This window comes from Mycobacterium sp. smrl_JER01 (assembly GCF_048513595.2).
Lineage (GTDB): Bacteria > Actinomycetota > Actinomycetes > Mycobacteriales > Mycobacteriaceae > Mycobacterium.
Map to the genome: position 1 here is coordinate 5,063,705 of NZ_JBLXXK020000001.1, position 23,390 is coordinate 5,087,094.

General features: G+C 66.8%; 22 protein-coding genes. 9 read left to right on the forward strand and 13 right to left on the reverse strand.

Annotated elements, in window-relative coordinates:
* Positions 1-24 precede the first annotated feature (24 nt).
* The 3 genes from ACNUDN_RS23775 to ACNUDN_RS23785 are packed head-to-tail and all read left to right on the forward strand — an operon-like array spanning position 25 to position 3,180.
* Positions 25-1,086, forward strand: a complete 1,062-nt coding sequence (locus ACNUDN_RS23775) for a thiolase family protein (RefSeq protein WP_419124183.1) — start codon at positions 25-27, stop codon at positions 1,084-1,086.
* A 31-nt stretch (positions 1,087-1,117) separates the two neighbouring features.
* The gene (locus tag ACNUDN_RS23780) at positions 1,118-2,293 is read left to right on the forward strand and encodes a thiolase family protein (RefSeq protein ID WP_419124184.1); all 1,176 of its coding nucleotides are present in this window, start codon (positions 1,118-1,120) and stop codon (positions 2,291-2,293) included.
* 5 nt (positions 2,294-2,298) lie between these two features.
* Positions 2,299-3,180 (forward strand): TIGR03619 family F420-dependent LLM class oxidoreductase, encoded by an 882-nt coding sequence (locus tag ACNUDN_RS23785; protein WP_419124185.1) that lies wholly within the window; start codon positions 2,299-2,301, stop codon positions 3,178-3,180.
* Here ACNUDN_RS23785 and ACNUDN_RS23790 read toward each other — a convergent pair.
* On the reverse strand, positions 3,177-3,728 hold the full coding sequence (locus ACNUDN_RS23790) for a TetR/AcrR family transcriptional regulator (protein ID WP_419124186.1): 552 nt from the start codon (positions 3,726-3,728) through the stop codon (positions 3,177-3,179). The two genes, ACNUDN_RS23785 and ACNUDN_RS23790, sit on opposite strands and share 4 nt — an antisense overlap.
* Before the next feature lie 87 nt (positions 3,729-3,815).
* On the opposite strand from ACNUDN_RS23790, the gene ACNUDN_RS23795 reads away from it, so the two are divergent.
* Positions 3,816-4,841: an SDR family NAD(P)-dependent oxidoreductase gene (locus tag ACNUDN_RS23795; RefSeq protein WP_419124187.1), complete on the forward strand. Its 1,026-nt coding sequence runs from the start codon at positions 3,816-3,818 to the stop codon at positions 4,839-4,841.
* Here the strand turns inward: ACNUDN_RS23795 and ACNUDN_RS23800 are convergent.
* Together ACNUDN_RS23800 and ACNUDN_RS23805 are read right to left on the reverse strand one after the other, a co-directional pair.
* On the reverse strand, positions 4,786-5,376 hold the full coding sequence (locus ACNUDN_RS23800) for a TetR/AcrR family transcriptional regulator (RefSeq protein ID WP_419124188.1): 591 nt from the start codon (positions 5,374-5,376) through the stop codon (positions 4,786-4,788). The two genes, ACNUDN_RS23795 and ACNUDN_RS23800, sit on opposite strands and share 56 nt — an antisense overlap.
* A gap of 4 nt (positions 5,377-5,380) precedes the next feature.
* A complete protein-coding gene (locus ACNUDN_RS23805) occupies positions 5,381-6,604 on the reverse strand; it encodes an MFS transporter (protein WP_419125282.1) in 1,224 nt (407 codons plus the stop codon).
* Between the two features lie 244 nt (positions 6,605-6,848).
* On the opposite strand from ACNUDN_RS23805, the gene ACNUDN_RS23810 reads away from it, so the two are divergent.
* Positions 6,849-7,970, forward strand: coding sequence for a 3-ketosteroid-9-alpha-monooxygenase, oxygenase component (locus tag ACNUDN_RS23810; protein ID WP_419125283.1), 1,122 nt, complete (start codon positions 6,849-6,851; stop codon positions 7,968-7,970).
* A 28-nt stretch (positions 7,971-7,998) separates the two neighbouring features.
* Complete coding sequence (locus ACNUDN_RS23815; protein ID WP_419124189.1) at positions 7,999-8,460, forward strand: hypothetical protein; 462 nt, start codon at positions 7,999-8,001, stop codon at positions 8,458-8,460.
* A gap of 57 nt (positions 8,461-8,517) precedes the next feature.
* On the opposite strand, the gene ACNUDN_RS23820 is transcribed toward ACNUDN_RS23815, so the two are convergent.
* From ACNUDN_RS23820 to ACNUDN_RS23830, 3 genes are read right to left on the reverse strand one after another with little or no spacing between them, the layout of a single operon-like run.
* Positions 8,518-9,663 carry a sulfotransferase family protein gene (locus ACNUDN_RS23820; RefSeq protein ID WP_419124190.1) on the reverse strand — a complete coding sequence of 382 codons (1,146 nt, stop codon included), beginning with the start codon at positions 9,661-9,663 and terminating at the stop codon, positions 8,518-8,520.
* A 1-nt stretch (position 9,664) separates the two neighbouring features.
* On the reverse strand, positions 9,665-10,456 hold the full coding sequence (locus ACNUDN_RS23825; RefSeq protein WP_431960749.1) for an SDR family oxidoreductase: 792 nt from the start codon (positions 10,454-10,456) through the stop codon (positions 9,665-9,667).
* 3 nt (positions 10,457-10,459) lie between these two features.
* Positions 10,460-11,587 (reverse strand): hypothetical protein, encoded by a 1,128-nt coding sequence (locus ACNUDN_RS23830; protein ID WP_419124191.1) that lies wholly within the window; start codon positions 11,585-11,587, stop codon positions 10,460-10,462.
* 87 nt (positions 11,588-11,674) lie between these two features.
* Here ACNUDN_RS23830 and ACNUDN_RS23835 point away from each other — a divergent pair, with 87 nt between their 5' ends.
* Positions 11,675-12,601 (forward strand): IclR family transcriptional regulator, encoded by a 927-nt coding sequence (locus tag ACNUDN_RS23835; RefSeq protein WP_419124192.1) that lies wholly within the window; start codon positions 11,675-11,677, stop codon positions 12,599-12,601.
* 55 nt (positions 12,602-12,656) lie between these two features.
* On the opposite strand, the gene ACNUDN_RS23840 is transcribed toward ACNUDN_RS23835, so the two are convergent.
* The 5 genes from ACNUDN_RS23840 to ACNUDN_RS23860 all read right to left on the reverse strand — a co-directional run bounded on the left by ACNUDN_RS23840 (position 12,657) and on the right by ACNUDN_RS23860 (position 18,230).
* Complete coding sequence (locus ACNUDN_RS23840) at positions 12,657-13,154, reverse strand: hemophore-related protein (RefSeq protein ID WP_419124193.1); 498 nt, start codon at positions 13,152-13,154, stop codon at positions 12,657-12,659.
* Positions 13,155-13,335: 181 nt separating this feature from the next.
* A complete protein-coding gene (locus ACNUDN_RS23845; protein ID WP_419124194.1) occupies positions 13,336-15,417 on the reverse strand; it encodes a RecQ family ATP-dependent DNA helicase in 2,082 nt (693 codons plus the stop codon).
* Positions 15,418-15,447: 30 nt separating this feature from the next.
* On the reverse strand, positions 15,448-16,503 hold the full coding sequence (dmpG, locus tag ACNUDN_RS23850; RefSeq protein ID WP_419124195.1) for a 4-hydroxy-2-oxovalerate aldolase: 1,056 nt from the start codon (positions 16,501-16,503) through the stop codon (positions 15,448-15,450).
* Complete coding sequence (locus tag ACNUDN_RS23855) at positions 16,500-17,432, reverse strand: acetaldehyde dehydrogenase (acetylating) (RefSeq protein ID WP_419124196.1); 933 nt, start codon at positions 17,430-17,432, stop codon at positions 16,500-16,502. Before ACNUDN_RS23855 ends, dmpG begins: the two co-directional genes overlap by 4 nt.
* Before the next feature lie 12 nt (positions 17,433-17,444).
* Entirely contained in the window at positions 17,445-18,230 is a 786-nt protein-coding gene (locus ACNUDN_RS23860) for a 2-keto-4-pentenoate hydratase (RefSeq protein WP_419124197.1), read from the reverse strand.
* A gap of 72 nt (positions 18,231-18,302) precedes the next feature.
* Here ACNUDN_RS23860 and kstD point away from each other — a divergent pair, with 72 nt between their 5' ends.
* Both kstD and chsH3 read left to right on the forward strand, forming a co-directional pair.
* Complete coding sequence (kstD, locus tag ACNUDN_RS23865; protein ID WP_419124198.1) at positions 18,303-20,003, forward strand: 3-oxosteroid 1-dehydrogenase; 1,701 nt, start codon at positions 18,303-18,305, stop codon at positions 20,001-20,003.
* A gap of 16 nt (positions 20,004-20,019) precedes the next feature.
* Positions 20,020-20,886 (forward strand): enoyl-CoA hydratase ChsH3, encoded by an 867-nt coding sequence (chsH3, locus tag ACNUDN_RS23870; RefSeq protein WP_419124199.1) that lies wholly within the window; start codon positions 20,020-20,022, stop codon positions 20,884-20,886.
* A 125-nt stretch (positions 20,887-21,011) separates the two neighbouring features.
* Here chsH3 and ACNUDN_RS23875 read toward each other — a convergent pair whose 3' ends face one another.
* Positions 21,012-21,494, reverse strand: a complete 483-nt coding sequence (locus ACNUDN_RS23875; protein WP_419124200.1) for a hypothetical protein — start codon at positions 21,492-21,494, stop codon at positions 21,012-21,014.
* 103 nt (positions 21,495-21,597) lie between these two features.
* Positions 21,598-23,049 carry a hypothetical protein gene (locus tag ACNUDN_RS23880; RefSeq protein ID WP_419124201.1) on the reverse strand — a complete coding sequence of 484 codons (1,452 nt, stop codon included), beginning with the start codon at positions 23,047-23,049 and terminating at the stop codon, positions 21,598-21,600.
* Positions 23,050-23,390: the final 341 nt, after the last annotated feature.

Genomic DNA, 23,390 nt, shown 5'->3' on the forward strand with positions numbered 1-23,390 from the left:
GCCAGAAGCGGAGTGGGATCGCGCATGAGTGAAGTTGCAGTCGTCGGGTTCGCGCACGCACCCCACGTCCGCCGGACCAACGGCACCACCAACGGCGTGGAGATGCTCATGCCGTGTTTCCGCCAGCTCTACAGCGAGCTCGGAATCACCCAGAGCGACATCGGCTTCTGGTGCTCGGGTTCGTCGGACTACCTTGCCGGCCGCGCATTCTCGTTCATTTCGGCGATCGACTCCATCGGCGCGGTGCCGCCGATCAACGAGTCGCACGTCGAGATGGACGCCGCGTGGGCGCTGTATGAGGCCTACATCAAGATCCTGACCGGTGAGGTGCAGACCGCGCTGGTCTATGGGTTCGGCAAGTCGTCGGCGGGCACGCTGCGGCGGGTGTTGGCATTGCAGACCGACCCGTACACCGTGGCGCCGCTGTGGCCCGACTCGGTGAGTATGGCCGGCCTGCAGGCCCGATTCGGACTGGACTCGGGTAAGTGGACCGCCGAGCAGATGGCGCAGGTCGCGCTGGACGCACAGGCGGCGTCACCGCGGGTGGACCGCCTGGAGTCCGGCAGCACCGTCGAGGAGCTTCTGGAGCAGCCCTACTTCGCAGAACCCCTGCGTCGCCACGACATCGCCCCCATCACCGACGGTGCATCGGCGATCGTGCTCGCCGCCGGAGACCGCGCCCGCGAGCTGCGGGAGCATCCGGCCTGGATCACCGGTATCGAGCATCGCATCGAGACACCTGTGCTCGGTGCGCGTGATCTGACCACGTCGCCGTCGACTGCGGTATCGGCGCAGGCCGCAACCGGTGGCGATGCGTCGTCGATCGAGATCGCCGAACTCTGTGCGCCGTTCAGCCATCAACAGCTGATTCTCAAAGAGGCCATCGGACTTCCGGACAGCACCGAGATCAACCCGTCCGGCGGGGCGCTCGCAGCGAACCCGATGTTCTCGGCCGGCCTGGAGCGGATCGGCCTGGCGGCCCGGCACATCTTCGACGGCAGCGCTTCCCGTGTGCTTGCGCATGCGACGAGCGGCCCTGCGCTGCAACAGAATCTGGTCGCAGTTTTGGAAGGTGACCCGCGATGAGCCGCTGGCGCGAAGAGGAGAAGATCTAGCCATGGCCAAGAAACTCGCTGCCGTCCTGGGTACCGGGCAGACGAAGTACGTCGCCAAGCGCAAGGACGTCTCGATGAACGGGCTGGTCCGTGAGGCCATCGACCGCGCGCTCGAGGACGCCGGTGTCACCTTCGCCGACATCGACGCCGTGGTCGTCGGCAAGGCGCCGGATTTCTTCGAGGGTGTCATGATGCCCGAGCTGTTCATGGCCGATGCGACGGGCGCGACGGGTAAACCCCTCATCCGCGTCCACACCGCCGGGTCGGTCGGCGGTTCCACGGCCGTCGTAGCGGCCAGCCTGGTGCAATCGGGCAAGTACCGCCGAGTGCTGACGATGGCTTGGGAGAAGCAGTCCGAATCGAATGCCATGTGGGCGTTGAGCATCCCGGTGCCGTTCACCAAGCCGGTCGGCGCCGGCGCGGGCGGCTATTTTGCGCCGCACATCCGCGCCTACATCCGCCGGTCCGGCGCCCCGACGCACATCGGCGCGATGGTGGCGGTCAAGGACCGCCTCAACGCGGTCAAGAACCCGTTGGCACATCTGCATCAGCCCGACATCACGCTGGAGAAGGTGATGGAGTCGCCGATGCTGTGGGACCCGATCCGCTACGACGAGACGTGCCCGTCATCCGATGGGGCCGCGGCCATGGTGATCGGTGACGAGGCCAGTGCCGACGCACGCGTCGCAGAAGGCCATCCGGTGGCGTGGGTTCACGCGACCGCACTACGCACCGAGCCGCTGGCCTACGCCGGGCGTGATCAGGTCAATCCACAGGCGAGCCGCGATGCGGCCGCGGCGCTGTGGAAGGCCGCCGGTATCACCAGCCCGATTGACGAGATCGACGTCGCCGAGGTCTATGTGCCGTTCTCCTGGTATGAGCCGATGTGGCTGGAGAGTCTTGGTTTCGCTCCGGAGGGCGAGGGTTGGAAGCTCACCGAGGCCGGCGAGACCGAGATGACCGGCCGGATCCCGTTCAACCCGTCCGGTGGCGTGCTGTCGTCGAACCCGATCGGCGCCTCGGGCATGATCCGCTTCGCCGAGTCGGCGATCCAGGTCATGGGCAAGGGCGGCGAGCATCAGGTCCGGGGCGCCCGCAAGGCACTCGGACACGCCTACGGCGGCGGCGCGCAGTACTACTCGATGTGGGTTGTCTCCAGCGACAAGCCGGGCACCTGACGCGGATGCAGTACACCTGCAGCGTGGCGATGGGACCAATCGACCAGCTCGTCGAGATCGCCCGCACCGCTGAGGAAGTCGGCTTCGACTCGATCGCGCTGCCGGATTCGCTGTTCTACATGGAAAAGCAAGCGGCCGATTACCCGTACACACCCGACGGGTCGCGGATGTGGAACGAGGACACCCCGTGGGTGGACCCGCTGATCGCGGCCGGCGCGATGGGGGCGGTGACGTCCACGTTGCGCTTCTACACCAACGTGATGAAGCTCGGTTCCCGTAACCCGCTGCTGCTGGCCCGCCAGGTGGGGTCGGTCGCGAACTTGACCGGCAACCGTTTCGGCTTCGGCGTCGGGATCGGCTGGGCACCCGAGGAATTCGAGTGGTGTGGGGTGCCCTACGCCAAGCGCGGCAAGCGCGTCGACGAGATGATCGAGGTGATCAAGCTGGTGTTGGCCGGCGGCATGGTCGAATTCCACGGCGAGTTCTACGATTTCGACCGGTTGCAGATGAGCCCCGCCCCGAGCCGGCCGGTGCCGTTCTACGTCGGCGGGCACACCGAGGTGGCGCTGAAACGCGCAGCCCGGGTGGGTGACGGCTGGACGAGCGCGATGATGACCGGCGACCAGCTCGCCGAGACCATCGGAAAGCTCAACACGCTGCGCGCCGAGTACGGCCGCGCGGATGAGCCGTTCGAGTTCCAGGCGGTGTGCATCGACAAGTTCGGCGTCGACGGACACCGCGAGCTCGCCGAGGCCGGGGTCACCGACAACATCGTGATCCCCTGGGTGTTTGACGGCCTCGGCTTCGACGCGCCGATCGAGCAGAAGAAGGACTCGCTCAAGCGCTTCGCCGACACCTACATCCACTCGGGCTGGCAGGGCAACTAATCGCCCGTGCCGTGACGCAATCCATCGATCAGCAGATCGACCATGCGCCGGGCGTGGCCCGACTGGTCGGCATCTCCGGGCAGGCACAGGTTCGCTACCGCACGCAGTAGATCGTTCGGCGCGATATCGGCCCGCACGGCATTCGCACCGGATGCGCCGAGCAGGAGCGACCGCAACGCGGGTTCCAACCGCTGGTCGAAGTAGGCGGGCAAGGTGTCGAACGCAGGGTCTCCGGAGTGCAGGGCAGCCGCGAGGCCGCGCTTGGTCGCGATGAGCTCGGTGTACCTGTGCAGCCACCTGATCAACGCTTCCAGCGGATCGTGGCGCGTCGCGAGTTCGACGGCGGCGTCGGCGCACTCGTCGATCTCGTGCTGGAACACCGCGATGACGAGGTCGCTGCGCCGGGGAAAGTGCCGGTAGAGCGTGCCGACGCCCACCCCAGCCCGTGCGGCGATCTCCCGGACCGGGGCGTCGACCCCGGACTCGGCGAACACCGCGGCGGCAGCCTCGACGACTGCGCCGATGTTGCGTTGCGCGTCAGCGCGCACGATGACCCCTCTTGACTAAACGGAACGTTGTTCCATATCGTTACCGGAGCACCGCTCCGTTTCACGATGTTACGCCCTGGAGGGACCATGGAACCGCACCACGAACAGCACCCGATCGGAACCGGCTTCACCGCGGCGTCCACCGCCGACGACGTCATCCGGGGTGTTGATCTGCATGGCACGAACGCGGTTGTCACGGGCGGACATTCGGGCTTGGGTCGCGAGACGACCAAGGTTCTCGCCGCGGCCGGGGCGAGCGTCGTCGTCGCGGCACGATCACCTCAGCGCGCGGCAGCCGCGGTGGCCGACATCGACGGCGTGGCGGTCGAGCAGCTCGACCTGATGGATCCGCAGTCCATCGAGAGCTTCACGCAACGCTGGCTGGCATCCGATCGCGCGGTGCACATGCTGATCAACTGCGCGGGCTTGCCCGCCCCTGCCGAACGGACCGTTGATGCGAGGGGTTTCGAGGCCCAGTTCGCCACCAATCACCTAGGCCATTTCCAGCTGACGCTCGGCCTGTTGCCGGCCCTGCGGGCTGCGCGTGGTGCCCGGGTGGTCAACGTTTCCTCGGGTGCCCACCGGCTCTCTGACATCCGTTGGCACGATCTGCATTTCACCACCGGTTATGACCCCGGGCTGGCTTATGCGCAGTCCAAGACGGCCAACGTGCTGTTCGCCGTGGAGCTGGACCGCCGGTGGTCCGCCGACGGCATCCGCGGGTATGCCGTGCACCCCGGCGTCGTGGTCGGCACGAATCTGAACAGTGCGGTGGGCGAAGAACAGTTGCGCGAGATGGGTCTGGTCGACGACGACGGCCGGCCGATCATCGTGCCGGAACATGGGCGCAAGACTCCCCAGCAGGGCGCCGCCACGATCGTCTTCGCCGCGACCAGTCCGCACCTTGCCGGGGTCGGGGGTGTCTACCTCAAGGACAGCGACGTCTCGCCGCTGGATCCCGAACCCAGGCCCATGACCAACAGCCCGGATCTCGACATTCCCGCCGAGGTCGCGCCGCATGCCGTGGATCCGCGTTCCGCACGGCGCCTGTGGGAACTCAGCGAGCAGATGGTGTTCGGCAACCTCGCCACACCGTCCGGACGAGCCGGTTGACCGCGTCGTCATCCAGCGGCGCCATCCCGAGCATCAGCCGGTAGTACGGCGGAGACACCAATGCGTCCACCGCGACCTCGACGTCGGTGTCGGGGGGTAGATCGCCGGCGGTGACCGCTTCGCGCAGCGTGACGGCGACCGCCGCGCGGCGTGGCGCAATCCACTGATCGAGCAACGCGCGCTCGATCGCCGGATCGGACGCCGAGGCGGCGATCACATTGCGCAGCAGTGGCCCGACGGCCGGGTCGGCGAGGATGTCGAACAGCGCCCTGACGTGATGAACCAGCGCCTGCACCGTCGAACTGCCCGGCGGGCGCACTATCGAGTCCCGCACCGCGTCCAACAGCCCCTCGAGCACGATCGCGGACGCAGAGGGCCACCACTTGTAGATCGTCGTGCGGCTCACCTCGGCGCGTTTGGCGATGGCGTCGACCGTTGCCGCTCCCGAGCCCCCGTCGAGGGCGAGCTCGGCAGCGGCCCGCACCACTTTCTCGCGCACGGCCGCGCTGCGGGGACGACCGCGGCGGTTGACCATGCCGTCAGCTTATGGCCGCGGTTCGCCTGTTCCCGACCGCCACCGCGACCAGGCAGACGACCGCGGCGCACGCGCCGACCACGAACATGGTCGGATAGGACAGCCCGGCCGCCCCTGCCACAAACGCCATCGCCGCCGGCACCCCGAAGCCGAGATAGCAGAGGCTGTAGAACACCGCCGTCAGCCCGGCCAGGTCGTCGGGCCCGGCGAGGCGCTGCACCTGCTGCAGCCCGGCCAGGAGCGCGAGACCGTACCCCCCGCCAAGCACCGCCGCCGCCACCACCGAGGCCCACACCGTCAGGACGGCGGCCGCCCATGCGGCCATCGCCATGCCAGCGATCAGGAGGACCAATGCCGCCACGATGCCACCGATACCGTCGCCGACCAACCGCCTGCCGGCATGTTGCACGCCGAAACCGACGCCGAGCGCGACCAGACACAGCAATGCCGAGTACGCAATGGGCGCCGTGGCGACATGCTGCGCCATCAGCGCGGGCAACACCGCGTACGCCGTCGCCCCGGCGCCGAACACCCACGGGGCGACGGGAAGCACGACGCGGAGGAACCGACGCCGGGCTGCAGCCGGCACGCTGAGATCGGTCCACCAGGGCCGCCCTGTATCAGTGCGCGCACGGGTCTCGGGCGCGCTGCCGAGCAGGGCGCCCGCTGCCAGCGCCATTGCGATGTTGATCGCATAGGGCAACACCGCGGGTGCGGGCGCCCACTGAGCCAGCACCCCTGCGGCCGCGGCTCCGAGGCCGAAGCCGGCCGTCAGGCTCATCGCGGCGCGGCGGGCGCCGGCCGTGCCATCGTCCCACGGCGGGCTGGACAACTCCTTGATCCAGCTCCCCCCGACCGCCATCGCGAGGCCCAGGGCCAGACCGCTGAAGACCCTGCCCAGCCCGAGGACCAGCGCGGACTGGGCGCCGAAAGCCAGAATCAACGACCCGATGGCGGCCAGTACGGGCGCGGGCACCATCAGCGGGCGGCGCCCGAAGCGGTCCGACAGCGCACCGCCGACGAGCAGGGCGGGAACGATGCCCAGCACATAGGCGAACAGCAGCAGGTCGACCGTCAGTGCGGAGAAGCCACCGTCGGCCCGGTACATGACCAGCAGCGGGGTGAACTCGTTGCCGCCCCAGGCGATGGCGAAGATGGCCGCGGCGACCGCCTGCCACGGCCTGGCCGGGCGCGCGCCGCCGACTCCGGCCGAGGGCCGGGTCCGGATTCCAACATTAGTGAACACGCTGTTCACTATATAGAAGGCTGGGCGATGGAAGGCTGGCGCCGGACGCAGGTATCGCCGGGGGCCCGGTGGGTACTCCGAGCGGGAAAGGTCTTTGGTCACTTTCTGCGCAGGTGAGTGGCCGTCGGATTGCGTCTGCGCGGCCAAAAACTGTAACGTGTTCTAGTTAGAAGCCAACAACGGGAGGCCCGAGGTGAGCACCGAGTCAACTGCGGGAGCCGCGACAATTCGCGAGATCGACACCGGCACACTGCCCGACCGGTTTGCCCGGGGCTGGCACTGCCTGGGGCCGGTCAAGGATTTTCAGGACGGCCGACCGCACGGGATCGAGATCTTCGGCACCATGCTGGTCGTCTTCGCCGACTCCAAGGGCGAACTGAACATCCTGGACGGCTACTGCCGGCACATGGGAGGCAATCTGGCCCAGGGCACCGTGAAAGGTGACGAGGTCGCCTGCCCGTTCCACGATTGGCGGTGGGGCGGCGACGGCAAATGCAAGCTGGTCCCCTACGCCAAGCGCACCCCCCGCCTGGCTCGCACGCGCGCCTGGCACACCGACGTTCGGGGCGGACTGCTGTTCGTATGGCACGACCACGAGGGCAACCCCCCGCAACCGGAAGTCCGGATTCCGGAGATCCCCGAATGGTCCAGCGGCGAATGGACCGACTGGAAGTGGAACACCATGCTCATCGAGGGTTCCAACTGCCGCGAGATCATCGACAACGTCACCGACATGGCCCACTTCTTCTACATACATTTCGGGTTGCCGACGTACTTCAAGAACGTCTTCGAGGGGCACATCGCCAGCCAGTACCTGCACAACGTGGGCCGGCCGGACGTCAACGACATGGGCACCGCCTACGGTGACGCGTCCCTGGATTCGGAGGCTAGCTACTTCGGCCCGTCGTTCATGATCAACTGGCTGCACAACACCTACGGTGACTTCAAGGCCGAGTCGATCCTGATCAACTGCCACTACCCGGTGACGCAGGACTCGTTCGTCTTGCAGTGGGGTGTCATCGTCGAGAAACCCAAGGGGCTTGACGACAAGACCACCGAGAAATTGGCCGACGCGTTCACCGACGGTGTCAGCAAGGGCTTCCTGCAAGACGTCGAGATCTGGAAGCACAAGACCCGCATCGACAATCCGTTGCTCGTGGAAGAGGACGGTGCGGTGTACCAGATGCGACGCTGGTATCAGCAGTTCTACGTCGACGTCGCCGATGTGACGCCCGAGATGACCGACCGCTTCGAGATGGAGGTCGACACCACAATCGCCAACGAGAAGTGGACCGTCGAAGTGCAGGAGAACCTGAAAGCCAGGGAAGCCGAAAAGCAGTCGACGTGAGCCCCGCGGAAATCGGAGCCCGACGCTCATGACTCAGCAACCGGATGTGGACCGCCTCGCCCGGTCGATGCTGCTGCTGCACGGGCACGACGACGAGGAACACGCACACCCACACCCGGCCGGGCCCGTCGAGGGGCATGGATCCTGGCGCAAGGCACCGGACTTCGCATCCGACCCGGACCGTGCGGCGGCGGTGCGGGAAAGTACGCAGCGCGACCGCGAGCGGTACCTGACCTCGGGGCTGGTGTCGGTGGACTGCCGGTTCTGCCACGTGTCGGTTCAGGTGAAGAAGCTCGGGCCAACCCACACGTCGGTGCAGTGGAATGCCGAGGCCACGCAGCGATGCGCCCACTTCTCCGAAATCCGCACCGCAGGCGGCGATCCCGCGCGGTCCCGGTCGTGCCCGCGGCTTGCCGACAGCATCAGGCACGCCGTAGCCGAGGGCTGCCTGGAGGAATACTCCAGCGCGCCATCTCCTGGCGACGGCTGATTCGTCCACTCTCCGGCGTGTCGACCGAACGAGCCCGTGGATGGCGGCGCCGAGCCGTCAGAGGTCCTTGAAGCGCTCCTTGACCTGCTCGTCGGTAAGCCCGTAGTCGGCCAACGAGTAGGTGTGCTTCGGCGCGCGAGGCCCCTTCTTGCTCTCCTCGTGCGTACTCGACACCGATTCCCTCGCGGCGTCGGTGAAGTCGATACCGAAGGCCTGATAGATGTCGGCGACGGCATCGACCGGATCCTTGATCAGCGTGAAGTAGTCGAGATCGTAGAACTGTGCCGGGTCATGTTTGGCGCGTTCGGCATTGAACAGCTCCAGCCCCCGCGACCAGGTCTCCATCGAATCCGCTCCGATCACGTCGCCGACAAACGTGTTGGACCACCCCTCGGTGGTGTGCTGAGCCAGCGAGCACATCGACGCCATGATCGTCTCGGCCGGGCGGTGACACTGCACCACCAGGGCGTCCGGGTAGGTGGCGAACAACGCATCGAGTGCGAACAGGTGACTGGGATTCTTGAGCACCCAACGCTTCTCAGTGTCGTTGAGACCGATCAGCTGCAGGTTGCGGCGGTGCCGTAGGTAGGATTTGGTCCAATCCTGGCCGGCCAGCCACCGCGAATACGTCGGTAGGTGGGCCAGGGTCTCGTAGGACACCGAATGCAGCGACTGGCGCAGCAGCTGCCAGCATTCCTCGACCTCGTCGGCGGTCATGAAGTGCAGCCCGGTGTAATCGGGGTTCTCCTCGTGCGCCTTGGTGAACTGCGCGTCGAGTTGCTGAAACACCGGGTTCTGCGCCCAGGTGTCGCGCGGCGGACGGGGTTGTGGGAACTCGGCCAGCCACAACTCCAACCCCTGATGTCGTGGGTCGGCGGCCAGCAGACGGTGCACGACCGTGGTGCCGGTGCGCGGCAACCCGGTCACGAAGATCGGCCGCTCGATGGGCACATCCACATGTTCGGGGTACTGCTTGAAGGCCGCTTCCGACACCAGCCGCGCGACCAGGGCATTCCTGACGAAGAACCGGTGCATCTTGCTGCCGAGCTCGGTCAGATCGGCGTCGCGCTGGAACGACTCCAGTAGGACACCCAGCGCCTCGCGATAGTTGTCGTCGTCGGAGCCGAAATCAGTGAGGCCGCAGGCCTTGACGGCCGAGGCATGCAGATCGTCGACCGTGCCCACATTGGTACGTCCGCTCATATCAGGCCTTGAACTCCCCGCAGTTGACGTCGAGAGACTGGCCGGTGATCCCGCTGGACAGGTCGCTGGCCATGAACAGAATGGCCGAGGCCACTTCGTCTTCAGTCGGCAGCCGCTTGAGGTCCGAACCGGCGGCAGCCGCGTTGTAGATGTCGTCGACGCTGGTTCCGTATTTGCCGGCCTGATGCTCGAAATAGCTCTTCAGCGTTCCGCCCCAGATGTATCCGGGCAGAACGGAATTCACCCGGATTCCCTGCTCCCCCAGCTCAGTTGCCAAGGTCTGTGACATCGCCAGCAGCGCCGACTTGGCCATCTTGTACGCACCGTACTTGGCCTGAGAATGCCGGACCACCATCGAGTTCACGTTGACCACCGACCCGTTCACCTCCGCCAGTGCCGGGGTGAACGCCTGAACCATGCGTAGCGCACCGAATACGGTCAACTCGATCGCGTCCCGCATATGTTCGAACGTGGTGTTGGCGAACGGCTTCATCGAGGGAACCCGGAACGCGTTGTTGATCAGGACGTCCACCTTGCCGTACGCCTCGAGCGTTTCGCTGACAAGGTTGTTCACCTGCGCATCGTCGGTGATGTCGGTGCCGACCGAGATCGCACGCCGGCCCAGATCGGTGACCTGCTTGGCCACGTCGTCGAGCCGCTCGACGGTGCGCGCCGCCAGCACCAGATCAGCGCCCGCCTCCGCGCAGCGCCGCGCCAGCGTCGTCCCCAACGCCGGACCGACGCCGCTGATCACGACGACCTTGTCCTGCAGAAGTCCTTGGGATTCGGCCACGACTCAACCCACCATTCTCTCGCCGATCTGCTTCTGACGCAGCGCGATCCGCGCACGCCAGTCTTCCTCTGAGATTTTGTTCGCTTCGTAGTACGGCAGCGTCGTGGCGACCTTGTCGACGCTTACCAGCTCCACCGTCGGTCCGTCGGCCGGCGTCAGCTCACGAGACACCCGCTGCCAGCGGAACTGCAGATAGCCTTTCCGATGCCCCAGCGTCTCCACCCAGTTGGTCACGCCGGGATTCTGGTCGCAGACCACGATGCGAATCGTGCCGTCCGGATCCGCCTGGGCCTGAGTTCCGTTGAGCGAGGTCTGGTGGTTGATGTAGTCCAGGGAGATGTACCAGAGGCTGCCGAGCTGAAAGCCGAGGTACGGCGCATCGGTGACCGGCAGCGTGATGATCAGCGCCTGGTCCTCGGCGAGGTCGAACTGACCGGCCGACGAATACTGGGTGGCGAGTCCACCCGGGGTCAGCCGGGGGGCCACCATGGTGTTCGGCTCGCTGTCGTTGTAGAACCACTGCGGAAACTGCAGCCAGGTTTTCACCCGCTGCACCAGCTGCTTTCCCGCCATCGCGTAGCGCTTCTCGATGAGTTCACGAGTCAGCGCAGGGGGCGCGGTCCCGGCCGTGTCGGTGCGCGCGATCGCGAATGAGCCGCGCTGCGCGGACCAGTCGTTGTAGACCTCGCGGATCACGAGCTGGGACGGCACCTCCGGGGTGAAGCGCCACTCGAACGTTCCGTCGGCATCGATCTGTAGTTTGCGGTCGTCGAACGCCGTCTCGCTGTCCGGCACGACCTTGTCGGTGTACTCCCCGCCGAGCAACTGGAAGCTGACATCGGTGGTGGTGCCGCGCCTGCCCGTGACCACGTACTCGTGCCCGGGTTGCACTCGGGTGCCGAAATACATGGTGTCCGGATTGTCGAGACCCATCTTGGTGAACGGGCCGGTGCCGCTGTGCAGAAACGGATGGTCGCGGTCGTAGTCGAAAGCGACATGGGTGCAGGCTGCGATGCACCCCGCCAGGTATTGCAGACCTTCCAGGAGATCGGCCTCGGATTCGATGAACGGCGCGGAGGCGACGAGCGCCTCGGCTTCGGCGATGGCTTCGGTCAGCGGCTGCGCGAACACAGCCCCAAACTAGAACCTGTTCTACCGAGAGTCAATATATCTACCGTGTCGTTCCATATTTGGACCATAAGGGGGTAAGGTGCCGCCATGTCTTCAGCCTCGCCGGGGCGCGGATCTCCACCGACCGATCGGGTGGTGCGCGTGCTCGATTTTCTGGCGGACCGGCCGCAGGAGCGCTTCGGCGTGTCCGAGCTGGCCCGCCGGGTCGGTTTGACCAAGCCGACCTGTCTGGGAATCCTGGCCGCGCTGAGCGATGCCGGCTACCTGGTCCGCGACGCCGCAGACAAGACGTACCGCCTGGGCCCGTCGTTGATCACCCTCGGCCACCGGGCACAGGAGTCGATGCGGGTGAGCCCGGCCGCACGTGAGCAGCTACGCCGGTTGTGCACTCGGTTCGATGCCACCGCCGCGCTGTCGGCGGTCATCGGCGATCGCATCACGCTGCTCGATCTGGTGGCGCCCGCCGGCGCCAACCCCGGCGTGCAGGTCGGTCAGAGCTACCCGTTCGCACCACCGGTCGGCTTGATGTTCGTGCTCTGGGATGATGAGGCCGAAAAGGATTGGCTGCGGCGGCAACCCACGATTCCGTTGCGCACCGACACCGAGCGGCTCAAGCGGGTGGTGGCAGCGTGCCGGGCTGACGGGTACCTGGTGGAACGCCAGACTGCGGGTGGCCGGAGGCTGTATTCGTTGATGGCGGGCATGCCGACCGAGCTCCCCGACGAATTGCGCGCGCTCCTCGGAGAACTGGTATCCGACATCGGGGAGCGGGTGTACCTCCGCGAGGAAAGTTCGGGACAGGGCCGACACGAGATCAGTGTGATCTCCGCACCGGTGTTCGACCACTACCGTCGGCAGGTGATGGTCACCTCGATGCACATCGGGAAGGCATTGACCGACCGGGAGATCAACGAGCGCGCCCGCGCTGTGGTGGCCACCGCCGATGCGGTCACGGCTCAGCTCGGCGGCGCCCGGTCGCATACATCTACAGACAACCCTGCCCTGCCGCGCTGATGCGCGGCAGGGCAGGGCTTTCTCGACTGTGGGTCAGCGCTTTCTCGACTGTGGGTCAGCTCATCGGCATCGAGCCAGGCTCGCCCGCAGGGCCCGGAGGTGCGATCACCTCAGGAACCTCAGCGGCCGAAGGGTTTTCCCCGGGCTCGGTGGCGCTCCACACGGCGTGCGCGACCGGCGTCGGAATCAACTCGACACCGCACTGGCTACGCAGCGCACTGACCGGCTCATGGATCGCCGCCAACTGGTCCTGGACCTGCGGGTTCTGCGCGAAGAACGACGCGTACGCTCCCTGGGTCTCGGGCTGCGACTGGGCCGAGATACTCGTCAGCGCCTCATTGGTCTCAGGGTTGGCCGCCAGGTAGGTCCCCTCGGCAGCAGCGGCTGAACTCACCGTGCCGGCGACATTGCTCGCCGAGCAGTCAGGGGCTCCAGGCTGGGACGGCTGGGAATTCGCCACCGGGACGACGATCGCCGCCGATCCAAAGGCCAGCAGGCCACCGGCGAATACTCCGAAAAGGCCGCGGCGCACGTTCGTCACGGACGCGGTCATTGAGGATCACTCCTTCGAGTCTGCGGTCTACGGTCCCTCAATCTCTAGCCGGTCCGCGCGGCAACCAAACATCGACGGTGCCGGATGTACCGGCCGAGGCGGCCGTCACCGCAGGTCAAGACTCATTACCGAGGCGGCAGGGCCGGTCGTCGGCGGCCACCTGTCAGGCCTGAGGGGCCAGTCAGCTCGTCGCAGCGATCGCCAGGGGCAGCACCTCGGGCGCGCCCGCCGCCCGCAGTTCGCGTGCCGCCATGGTCATCGTCCACCCGGTGTCGGACAGGTCGTCGACCAGTAGCACCGGACCCGTCACCTGTGGCAGCACGGGCCGCACCCAGGCTCCGTGCAAGGCGGCCACTCGGTACGCGGAGTTCGCGGCGGTGGCCGACCGCCGGTCGGGCGCGTAGCGCAGCACACCGAGATCGGTGAGCCGTCCCAGTTCGGCCAGCCGGCGGGCCAGCGAGGAGATCAGCATCGGATGCCGGGCCGAGTCGAGCGCCATCACTGCCGTGGGTCTGGTCTGCCACTCCCACGACGCCAGAACCTTCACCGCGGCCTGCACCACTGCCTCGGGGACTTCGGTGTCGTCGGCGTCGAGCAGCTCCCGCAGGCGTGCGCCCCACCCGAGATCGGTAAGCCGTCCGATGACCCGTCCGGGCTCGGGCCCGCCGGAGATCTTGCCGCTGAGCTCAATACCGAGCTTGCCCAGCCCGGTCGGCCACTGCTTGCGCGGCGCGAGCATCACTCCCGGGCGCATGAGCCGGTCACGGGAATCCGCGACGACCGCCGCATCGACCTCGGCGGTGTGACGGACTCCAGCGCAGTTGTCGCACCGGTCGCAGCGCGCGTCGTCGGCGAGTTCGGGATCGTCGAGTTGACGACGCAGGAAAGCCATCCGGCAATCACCGGTGGTCTGATAGTCCAGCATGGCCTGCTGCTCGCGCCTGCGTGCCTCGTCAAGGGTGCGGTACCGCGGCTCGTCGTATTCCCACGCTTCGCCGGTGGCGATCCAGCCGCCCTTGACCCGCCGTACCGCGCCGTCGACGTCGAGAACCTTGAGCACCATCTCCAGTCGAGACCGTCCGAGATCGACCAGGGGTTCCAGCGCCGCGGTGCTCTGCGGCCGGTCGCGCTCCAGAGCATCAATCACGTTGCGCACCATCGATTCCGACGGGAATGCGACGGACGAGAAGTACCTCCAGACATCCTGGTCCTCACGCCCGGGGAGCAGGACCACCTCGGCGCTGGGCGTCGAGCGCCCGGCACGACCCACCTGTTGGTAGTAGGCGATCGGCGACGACGGCGCACCGAGGTGGACCACGAAGCCGAGGTCGGGTTTGTCGAAACCCATCCCCAGCGCCGAGGTCGCGATGAGGGCTTTTACCCGGTTGGCGAGCAGGTCGGCCTCCAACTGTTCGCGCTCGGCAGCTTCGGTCGCACCCGTATACGACGCCACTCGGTGCCCGTGTTCGGCGAGCAGTGCCGCCACATCGTTGGCCTGCGCCACGGTCAGCGTGTAGACGATTCCGGATCCCGGCAGTGAATCCAGCTGTGAGACAAGCCATGCGGCGCGCTGCGCCGGATTTCCGGCCTGCACCACCGACAGACGCAGCGATTCGCGGTCCAGCCCGCCTCTGAGCACCAGGGTGTCACCTCCCCCCACCCCCAACTGCGCTGCCACGTCGGCGACGACTCTGTCGTTGGCGGTGGCAGTGGTGGCCAGTACGGGGACATCGGCACCGAGGTCGGCGAGTAGGGTGCGGATGCGTCGGTAATCGGGCCGGAAGTCGTGACCCCAGTCCGACACACAGTGCGCCTCGTCGACGACGACCAGACCGGCGTCGCGGGCGAGTGCCGGTAGTACCTCGTCACGAAAGTCGGGATTGTTCAACCGCTCCGGACTCACCAGCAACACGTCGAGGTCTCCGCGGCGCACCCGGTCGTGGACGTCCGACCAGTCCGTGACGTTGCTGGAATTGATGGTCGCGGCGTGTACGCCGGCCCGGTCGGCGGCGGCCACCTGGTTGCGCATCAGCGCCAGCAGCGGAGACACGATGACGGTCGGACCGTGCCCGGCGGCACGCAACAGCTTGGCGGAGATGAAGTAGACCGCCGACTTCCCCCAGCCGGTGCGTTGCACGACGAGCGCGCGCCGCCGGTGCACAACCAGTGCTTCGATCGCGGTCCACTGGTCGTCGCGCAGGACTGCGCCCGACCCCGCCAGTTGTTCGAGGATCGCCTGTGCGTCGGCCCGGGTCGCGGTCATGTCCCCATCGTGCCCGGGGCCGCCGACACGCTATGACGCGGAGGCGGCTTCCTGTTCCCGTTTGATTTCCAGGGCGATGTCGATGAGTTGGTCTTCCTGGCCGCCGATGAGTTTGCGTTGTCCGGCGCGGTGGAGCAGTTGGTGGGCGGGCACTCCGTAGCGTTCGGATTGGCGGATGGCGTGTTTGAGGAAGCTGGAGTACACCCCGGAGTAGCCCATGATCAGCGCGTTGCGGTCGAGCAGGCACTCGGCGGGCATCGCCGGGGCGACGACCTCTTCGGCGGCATCGGCGATGTCGAAGAAATCGATACCGGTCTTGACACCGATCTTGTCGAACACCCCGATCAACGCTTCCACCGGCGCGTTACCCGCACCCGCGCCGAACCGGCGGCACGACCCGTCGATCTGCTTGGCCCCGGCCCGCACCGCCTCGATGCTGTTGGCCACCCCCAACCCCAGGTTCTCGTGGCCGTGAAAACCGACCTGCGCGTCATCGCCGAGCTCGGCGACCAACGCACTGACCCGGTCGGCCACGCCCTCCAGGACCAGCGCACCCGCCGAATCCACCACATACACGCATTGACAGCCGGCGTCGGCCATGATGCGGGCCTGGGCGGCCAGCTTCTCCGGCGGGATGGTGTGGCTCATCATCAGGAAGCCCACGGTCTCCAGGCCGAGTTCACGGGCCAGGCCGAAGTGTTGGATGGACACGTCGGCCTCCGTGCAATGGGTGGCGATCCGGCAGATCGACCCACCGTTGTTCTGCGCCTCCTTGATGTCGTCCTTGGTGCCCACCCCGGGCAGCATCAGGAACGCGATCTTGGACTCGGTGGCCGTCTCGGCGGCCAGCTTGATCAACTCCTGCTCCGGAGTCTTGGAGAACCCGTAGTTGAAGCTCGACCCGCCCAGCCCGTCACCGTGGGTGACCTCGATGACCGGCACCCCGGCCGCGTCCAGCGCGGCGACGATGGCGGCCACCTCGTCCTTGGTGAACTGGTGACGCTTGTGGTGCGACCCGTCACGCAGCGACGTGTCCGTCATCCGGACGTCCCATATGGGGTTGAAGTAGATGTCTTCGGTGCTCATGCCTGTGCTCCTCCAGCGGTAGCGGCCAGAGATTCCTTCGCGATCTCTTCGCCGACCTTCGTCGCTGCCGCGGTCATGATGTCCAGATTTCCCGCGTACGGCGGGAGGTAGTCACCCGCACCCTCCACTTCGACGAACACCGTCACGACATGGTTGCCGCCGTTGACCACCGACGGCTCATCGAACTGCGGCTCGTTGAGCAGCCGATACCCCGGCACATAGGTCTGCACCTCGGCCACCACATCCTTGATCGACGCCGTGATCGCCGCGTGGTCGGCGTCCTCGGGGATCGCGCAGAAAATGGTGTCGCGCATGATCATCGGCGGCTCCGCCGGGTTCAAGATGATGATCGCCTTGCCCCGCGCCGCGCCACCGATGTTCTGCACCCCGGCGCTGGTGGTCTTGGTGAACTCGTCGATGTTGGCGCGCGTCCCCGGACCCGCCGACGCCGACGACACCGACGCGACGATCTCCGCGTAGGGCACTCCCCCTTGTCCGCGACAAGCCCGCTCCACCGCGTACACCATGGGGATGGTGGCCTGGCCACCGCAGGTGACCATGTTGACATTCGGCGCGTCCAGGTGCGCGCGCAGGTTCGCCGGCGGGATCACGCCCGGCCCGACCGCGGCCGGGGTGAGGTCGATCGCCCGGATACCGGCCTCGGCGTACCGCGGCGCGGCGGCCTTGTGCACATAGGCGCTGGTGGCCTCGAACACCATGTCCGGCTTCTCGCTGCGGGCCAGCAGCCAGTCCACGCCCTCGTGCGAGGTTTCCAGTCCCAGCTTGCGGGCCCGCGCCAACCCCTCACTCTCGGGATCGATGCCGATCATCCAGCGCGGCTCCAGCCACTCCGAACCCAACAACTTGTACAGCAGATCGGTGCTGATGTTGCCCGACCCCACAATCGCCACAGATGCCTTGTCAGGCATGAGAACTCCTAATTACTCGAAACTCAGTTCCACTGAACCTAAACCGGTGAAGTCGGCGACAAAACAGCTGCCCGCGGGTGCATCTATCGCACGTGTGCACGATCCCGGCAACACGATGTCGCCGGCCTTGAGCCGGACACCGAAACTCTCCACCTTGCGCGCCAGCCACGCCACCGCCGTCACCGGATTGCCCAACACCGCATCACTGCGCCCCTCGGCGACGACCTCTCCGTTATTGGTCAGCACCGCGTCAATGTTCTTGATATCGATGTCCTTGGGCGACACCCGCGCCTCCCCGAGCACCCAGCCGGCCGAGCTGGCATTGTCGGCGATGGTGTCGCACAACTTGATCTGCCAGTTGGTGATCCGGGTGTCGATCAGCTCGATGGCAGGCGCGAACGCCGCCGTCGCGGCCAGCACGTCGTCCTCGGTGCAGCCGGCGCCCGGCAGGTCGTCGGACAGGATGAAGCCCACCTCGACCTCCACCCGCGGATACAGGTAGTTCGCCGACTTGACCGGCACGTCTTCGAAAACCTGCATCTCGTCGAGCAGATGCCCGTAGTCGGGTTCGTCGACGTTCATCATCTTCTGCATCGCCTCCGACGACAGGCCGACCTTGTGCCCGATCACCCGGGCCCCCTCGGCCACCCGCTGACGGATGTTGATCAGCTGGATCTCGTAGGCATCCACCACGTCGATCCCGGGCTGGGCATCGGTCAACGGCGAGATCGGCACCCGACTGCGCTCGGCTTCGGCCAGGTCTGCGGCGAGCTTCTCGCGCACCTCAACGGACAACATGAAGTGAAGTCCCCTCGTTTCTTCGACCGGCACAGTTGTTAGTCGGCCGGGCAATTCTATAACGTGTTCTACATGACGGAGCAGGAGTATGACGTCGTCGTGGTCGGCAGCGGAGCGGCCGGTATGGTCGCCGCCCTCACCGCGGCCCACCAGGGCCTCTCGACGATAGTCGTTGAGAAGGCCCCGCACTATGGTGGTTCCACTGCGCGGTCAGGTGGTGGGGTGTGGATCCCGAACAACGAGGTCCTCAAGCGCGACGGGGTCAAGGACACTTCCGACGCGGCCCGGACCTACCTGCACGCGATCATCGGTGATGTGGTGCCGGCCGAGAAGATCGACACGTATCTGCAGCGCGGCCCGGAGATGCTGTCGTTCGTGCTCAAGCATTCGCCGCTGAAGCTGTGTTGGGTGCCGAACTATTCCGACTACTACCCCGAAAGCCCCGGGGGCAAGGCCACCGGCCGCTCGGTGGAACCGAAGCCGTTCGACGCCAAGAAGCTGGGCTCGGACCTGGCCGGGCTGGAACCGCCGTACGGCAAGGTGCCGATGAACATGGTCGTCATGCAGCAGGACTACGTGCGACTCAACCAGCTCAAGCGGCATCCCCGCGGGGTCTTACGCAGCCTGAAGGTCGGAATCCGGTCCGTGTGGGCCAACACCACGGGCAAGAACCTGGTCGGTATGGGCCGGGCGCTGATCGCCCCGCTGCGCATCGGTCTGCGCGACGCCGGTGTCCCGGTGCGGCTCAACACCGCGATGACCGACCTCTGCGTCGAGGACGGCGCCGTCCGCGGCATCTACGTCCGAGACACTTCGGGCCCGGAAAGCGCTGAGCCGCAGTTGATCCGGGCGCGGCGCGGAGTGATCCTGGGCAGCGGCGGATTCGAGCACAACGAACAGATGCGGGTGAAGTACCAGCGCGCACCCATCACCACGGAGTGGACGGTCGGGGCAAAAGCCAACACCGGCGACGGGATTCTGGCCGCGGAGAAGCTCGGTGCCGCGCTCGATGTCATGGAGGACGCCTGGTGGGGACCGACCGTGCCGCTGGTGGATTCCCCGTGGTTCGCACTCTCGGAGCGCAACTCCCCCGGCTCGATCATCGTGAACATGGCCGGTAAGCGCTTCATGAACGAGTCCATGCCCTACGTGGAAGCCTGCCATCACATGTACGGCGGACAGTACGGGCAGGGGCCGGGTCCCGGTGAGAACATCCCGGCCTGGCTGGTGTTCGACCAGCGCTACCGTGACCGCTACATCTTCGCCGGCTTGCAGCCCGGACAACGTATTCCGCGAAAGTGGCTGGAGTCGGGTGTGATCGTCAAGGCCGACACCCTCGACGAACTGGCCGCCACGACGGGCCTGCCGGTCGACGCGTTCAAGGCCACGGTCGAGCGCTTCAACGGCTTCGCCCGCTCCGGCGTCGACCAGGACTTCAAGCGCGGTGAGAGTGCCTATGACCGTTACTACGGCGACCCGACCAACAAGCCGAACCCGAACCTCGGCGAGATCAACCACGGCCCGTTCTACGCGGCCAAGATGGTGCCGGGTGACCTCGGCACCAAGGGCGGCATCGTCACCGACATCCGCGGCCGCGCGCTACGCGACGACGGTTCGATCATCGATGGGCTCTATGCTGCGGGCAACGTCAGCGCCCCGGTAATGGGTCACACCTACCCCGGCCCCGGCGGCACCATCGGACCGGCGATGACGTTCGGTTACCTGGCGGCGCTGGACATCGCCGGGTCTGCCGCGACGACGACAGAGAAGTAGCGGAAGGACTTCAGACGTGCCCATCAATCTCGACGAGGCCATCGGCGCCGAACTGGATCCGGTCGAATTCTCCTGGACCAGCAGCGACGTCCAGCTCTACCACCTGGGTCTCGGAGCAGGTATGGATCCGATGGACGCGACGGAACTGCGCTATCTCGCCGACGGGAATCCGCAGGTGCTGCCGACATTCGGCAACGTGGCGCAGAGCTTCCACATGACCGAGCCGCCCGCGGTGAAGTTCCCGGGTATTGACATCGAGCTCAGCAAGGTGCTGCACGCCAGCGAGGCTGTGACGGTTCCCGGGCCCATTCCTGCGTCGGGCACCGGTGTCGCGGTCACCCGGTTCACCGACATTTGGGACAAGGGCAAGGCCGCAGTCATCTGGTCCGAGACCACGGTCAAAGCCCCCGACGGCACGCTGCTGTGGACACAGAAGCGGTCCATCTTTGCCCGCGGTGAGGGCGGTTTCGGCGGCGAGCGCGGCCCGTCCACAACGGGTGGCGCGCCGGAACGGGCACCCGACTTCGAGCTGACCGTACCGACGTCACCGCAGCAGGCTCTGCTCTACCGGATGTGCGGAGACCGCAATCCGCTGCACTCCGATCCCGAATTCGCTGCTGCCGCAGGCTTTCCACGACCCATCCTGCACGGTCTGTGTACCTACGGCATGACGTGCAAAGCCTTGGTCGACAACCTGCTCGACGGCGACGTCTCCGTTCTGAAGTCCTACGGAGCCCGGATGGCAGGCGTGGTCTTCCCCGGAGAGACGCTGCAGCTCAACGTGTGGAAGGACGACAGCGCCGGCGCCTACACCGCAGTCGTCACCGCGCCCGAACGCGACAACGCCGTCGCGCTGGCCGGCGTGGAGTTCGTCCCCGCCTGACCTGATCACTCGCAGAGCTCGGTGCCTGATTACTCGCAGAGCTCGGTGTCCGATTACTCGCAGAGCTCGGTGTCCGATTACTCGCAGAGCTCGGTGTCCGATTACTCGCAGAGCTCGGTGTCCGATTACTCGCAGAGCTCGGTGATCTTCGTGGACGCCGCCTGCGCCTCGTTCATCCGGTTCGTCTGAGTCGGATCATCGCCAGAAGTCCCGGCGAGCTGACTCATCCCGATGTATTCCAGGTTGTTGGCGAAGGTCCGCACCGTGTCGGCCAGCTCGGAGGGCACATCGCCGTCCAGCCGGGACAACAGGAACTGCCCACCGCCCAGAGTGGCCAACCGCGCATTGGCCGCCACCGCCTGCACAGCCACCGGATCGTCACCGAGGTTGGCATTCGTCTGCAACGACACCGCGCCTCGTACCAGCTGGAACGCACTGCATACCCGGGTCTTGGGATCGGTGGACTGATCGGCAGTGGCTGAGGATGTCTCACCGGACGGCGAGCTCACCAACGCCCAGATCGCGACCCCCAAAGCCGCGACGGCCACCACCAGGGCGGCGATGACCAGCTGATTCATCCGATTGGACGTGTTTCCGAAATCCGGCATTGGGCGATCATAGCTCCCGACCAAAGCCATTCTTCAGCAATGACTTTGACGACACGGCTGCGGGCGCCGACCCGGAAGGGTCGACGCCCGCAGACGTGGAGCACTAGTCGCTGCTGGAACCGCCGGAACTGCCGGAGCTGGCGGATCCGTCGCTGCCGTCACGACCACCGAAGCCGCCCTGGCCACCGGTACCACCGGTCGCACCACCGGCAGCGTCCGATGCGGCGTCACCACCGTCACCGCCGGCCCCGCCGTCGCCTCCGAAGCCACCGCTGCCGCCCGAACCACCGTTGCCGCCGGTGGCCTTCTCGTCGCCGTCGGCGTTTCCGCCCTTGCCGCCGGCGCCACCGCCGCTGCCGGTCAGGTCGACCGAACCACCGTCGCCACCCTTACCGCCGGTCGCGTTTCCGTCCTCGCTCACTGCGTCTCCGCCGTCACCGCCGTCACCGCCGGTGCCGAGGCGGACCCCGCCGCCCGCGCCCCCGTTGCCGCCGATCGCGTTCGCGCCGCCACCGACCGCGGCACCGCCGCTGCCTCCCGACCCGCCCTGGCCGGTGCCGCTGGTACCGCCGGCGCCACCGTTTCCGCCCCGGCCGGTCTTGCCCGCGGCCTCGGCCTCGGCGTCACCGCCGTTGCCGCCGTCGCCGCCGGTGCCGCCGAGGTTCGAATGCGCCAGACCACCGCGGCCACCGCTGCCACCGGTGGCATTGCCGTTGGCCGAGCTGGCCGAACCACCGTCGCCGCCGTGACCGCCGTGACCGTTGAGCACGCCGCCGACTCCGCCGGCGCCACCGGCGCCGCCGGCCGCGTTGTTCTGCGCCGACTCGTCGGGTTGGGTCGCCGGATCATTGACGACGTTGAGATTGTTGTTGTCGGAACCGCCGGCGCCGCCACTGCCGCCGTTTCCGAACAGATATCCGCTGTCACCGCCGCGGCCACCGGCGAATGCGCCGTTCTTCTTCGTGTTGCCTTCGTACACCGCGTCGCCGCCCTTACCGCCGGCGCCGCCGTTACCCATGACCCAGCCGCCCTTACCGCCGGCGCCGCCGGCCGAAGCGGCCCGGATGATGGTGCCGTCCTCGCCGATCACGGCGTCGCCGTCACCACCGTTGCCGCCGTTACCCATCCAGAAGCCGCCGTTGCCGCCGGTGCCGCCGTGCGCGCCATTGCCGCCGTTGCCCCACAGAATGCCGCCGTTACCGCCGTTGCACGCCGCCCCCTGGCAATCGTCGGCCGCATCCAGGCCGTTTCCGATCAACCAGCCGCCGTCGCCGATCATCGGCCGCCAGGCCGGATTCGCGCTGCTCTGTGGCAACGCCGACGACGGGGTGGTGCTGCGTCGGTCACTGCCGCCGTTGAGCGAGAGCCAGAGGATCTCTTCCTCGCTCGAAACCAGCTGCACCTCGATCTGGGCCGGAGCCGGCATATCGGCGTCCGCCAGCAGCAGCGTGCCGACACCGGCAAGTGCGGCGCCGGTGACGCCAGCGGTGATACCGGCCGTCAGGTACGTGCGGATCGCCGTCGAGCGCTCGCTCTTCTTGGCATGCCTCGCCATGGGATACCCCCTGTCTAGTCGCGTCGGAGGGCCGCCAACCCCCGCGTTGGCAACGCCCAGACAGTCATACCAGAGCGCGCGTGGGAAAACTGAGTTTTGCTGGAGGTAATGCGAGCGTTCACCTTGTTGCCGCCTCTGCGCATCTTCGGCGCCAGCGGGAGCTGCCGGGGCGTGGGCCGAGACGGCCCACCGGCGCCGCGGATTCGTCCACCCTCGGGTTTCGAGAGCAGGCCAATTTCAGCGCTGATGAGCGCAAACCGATGAATACAACCGGCCGACGGCACTACCTTGTCTTTACATCAAGCCAAATGACATTCGGCAACCGGCGACGGGCCAGACCG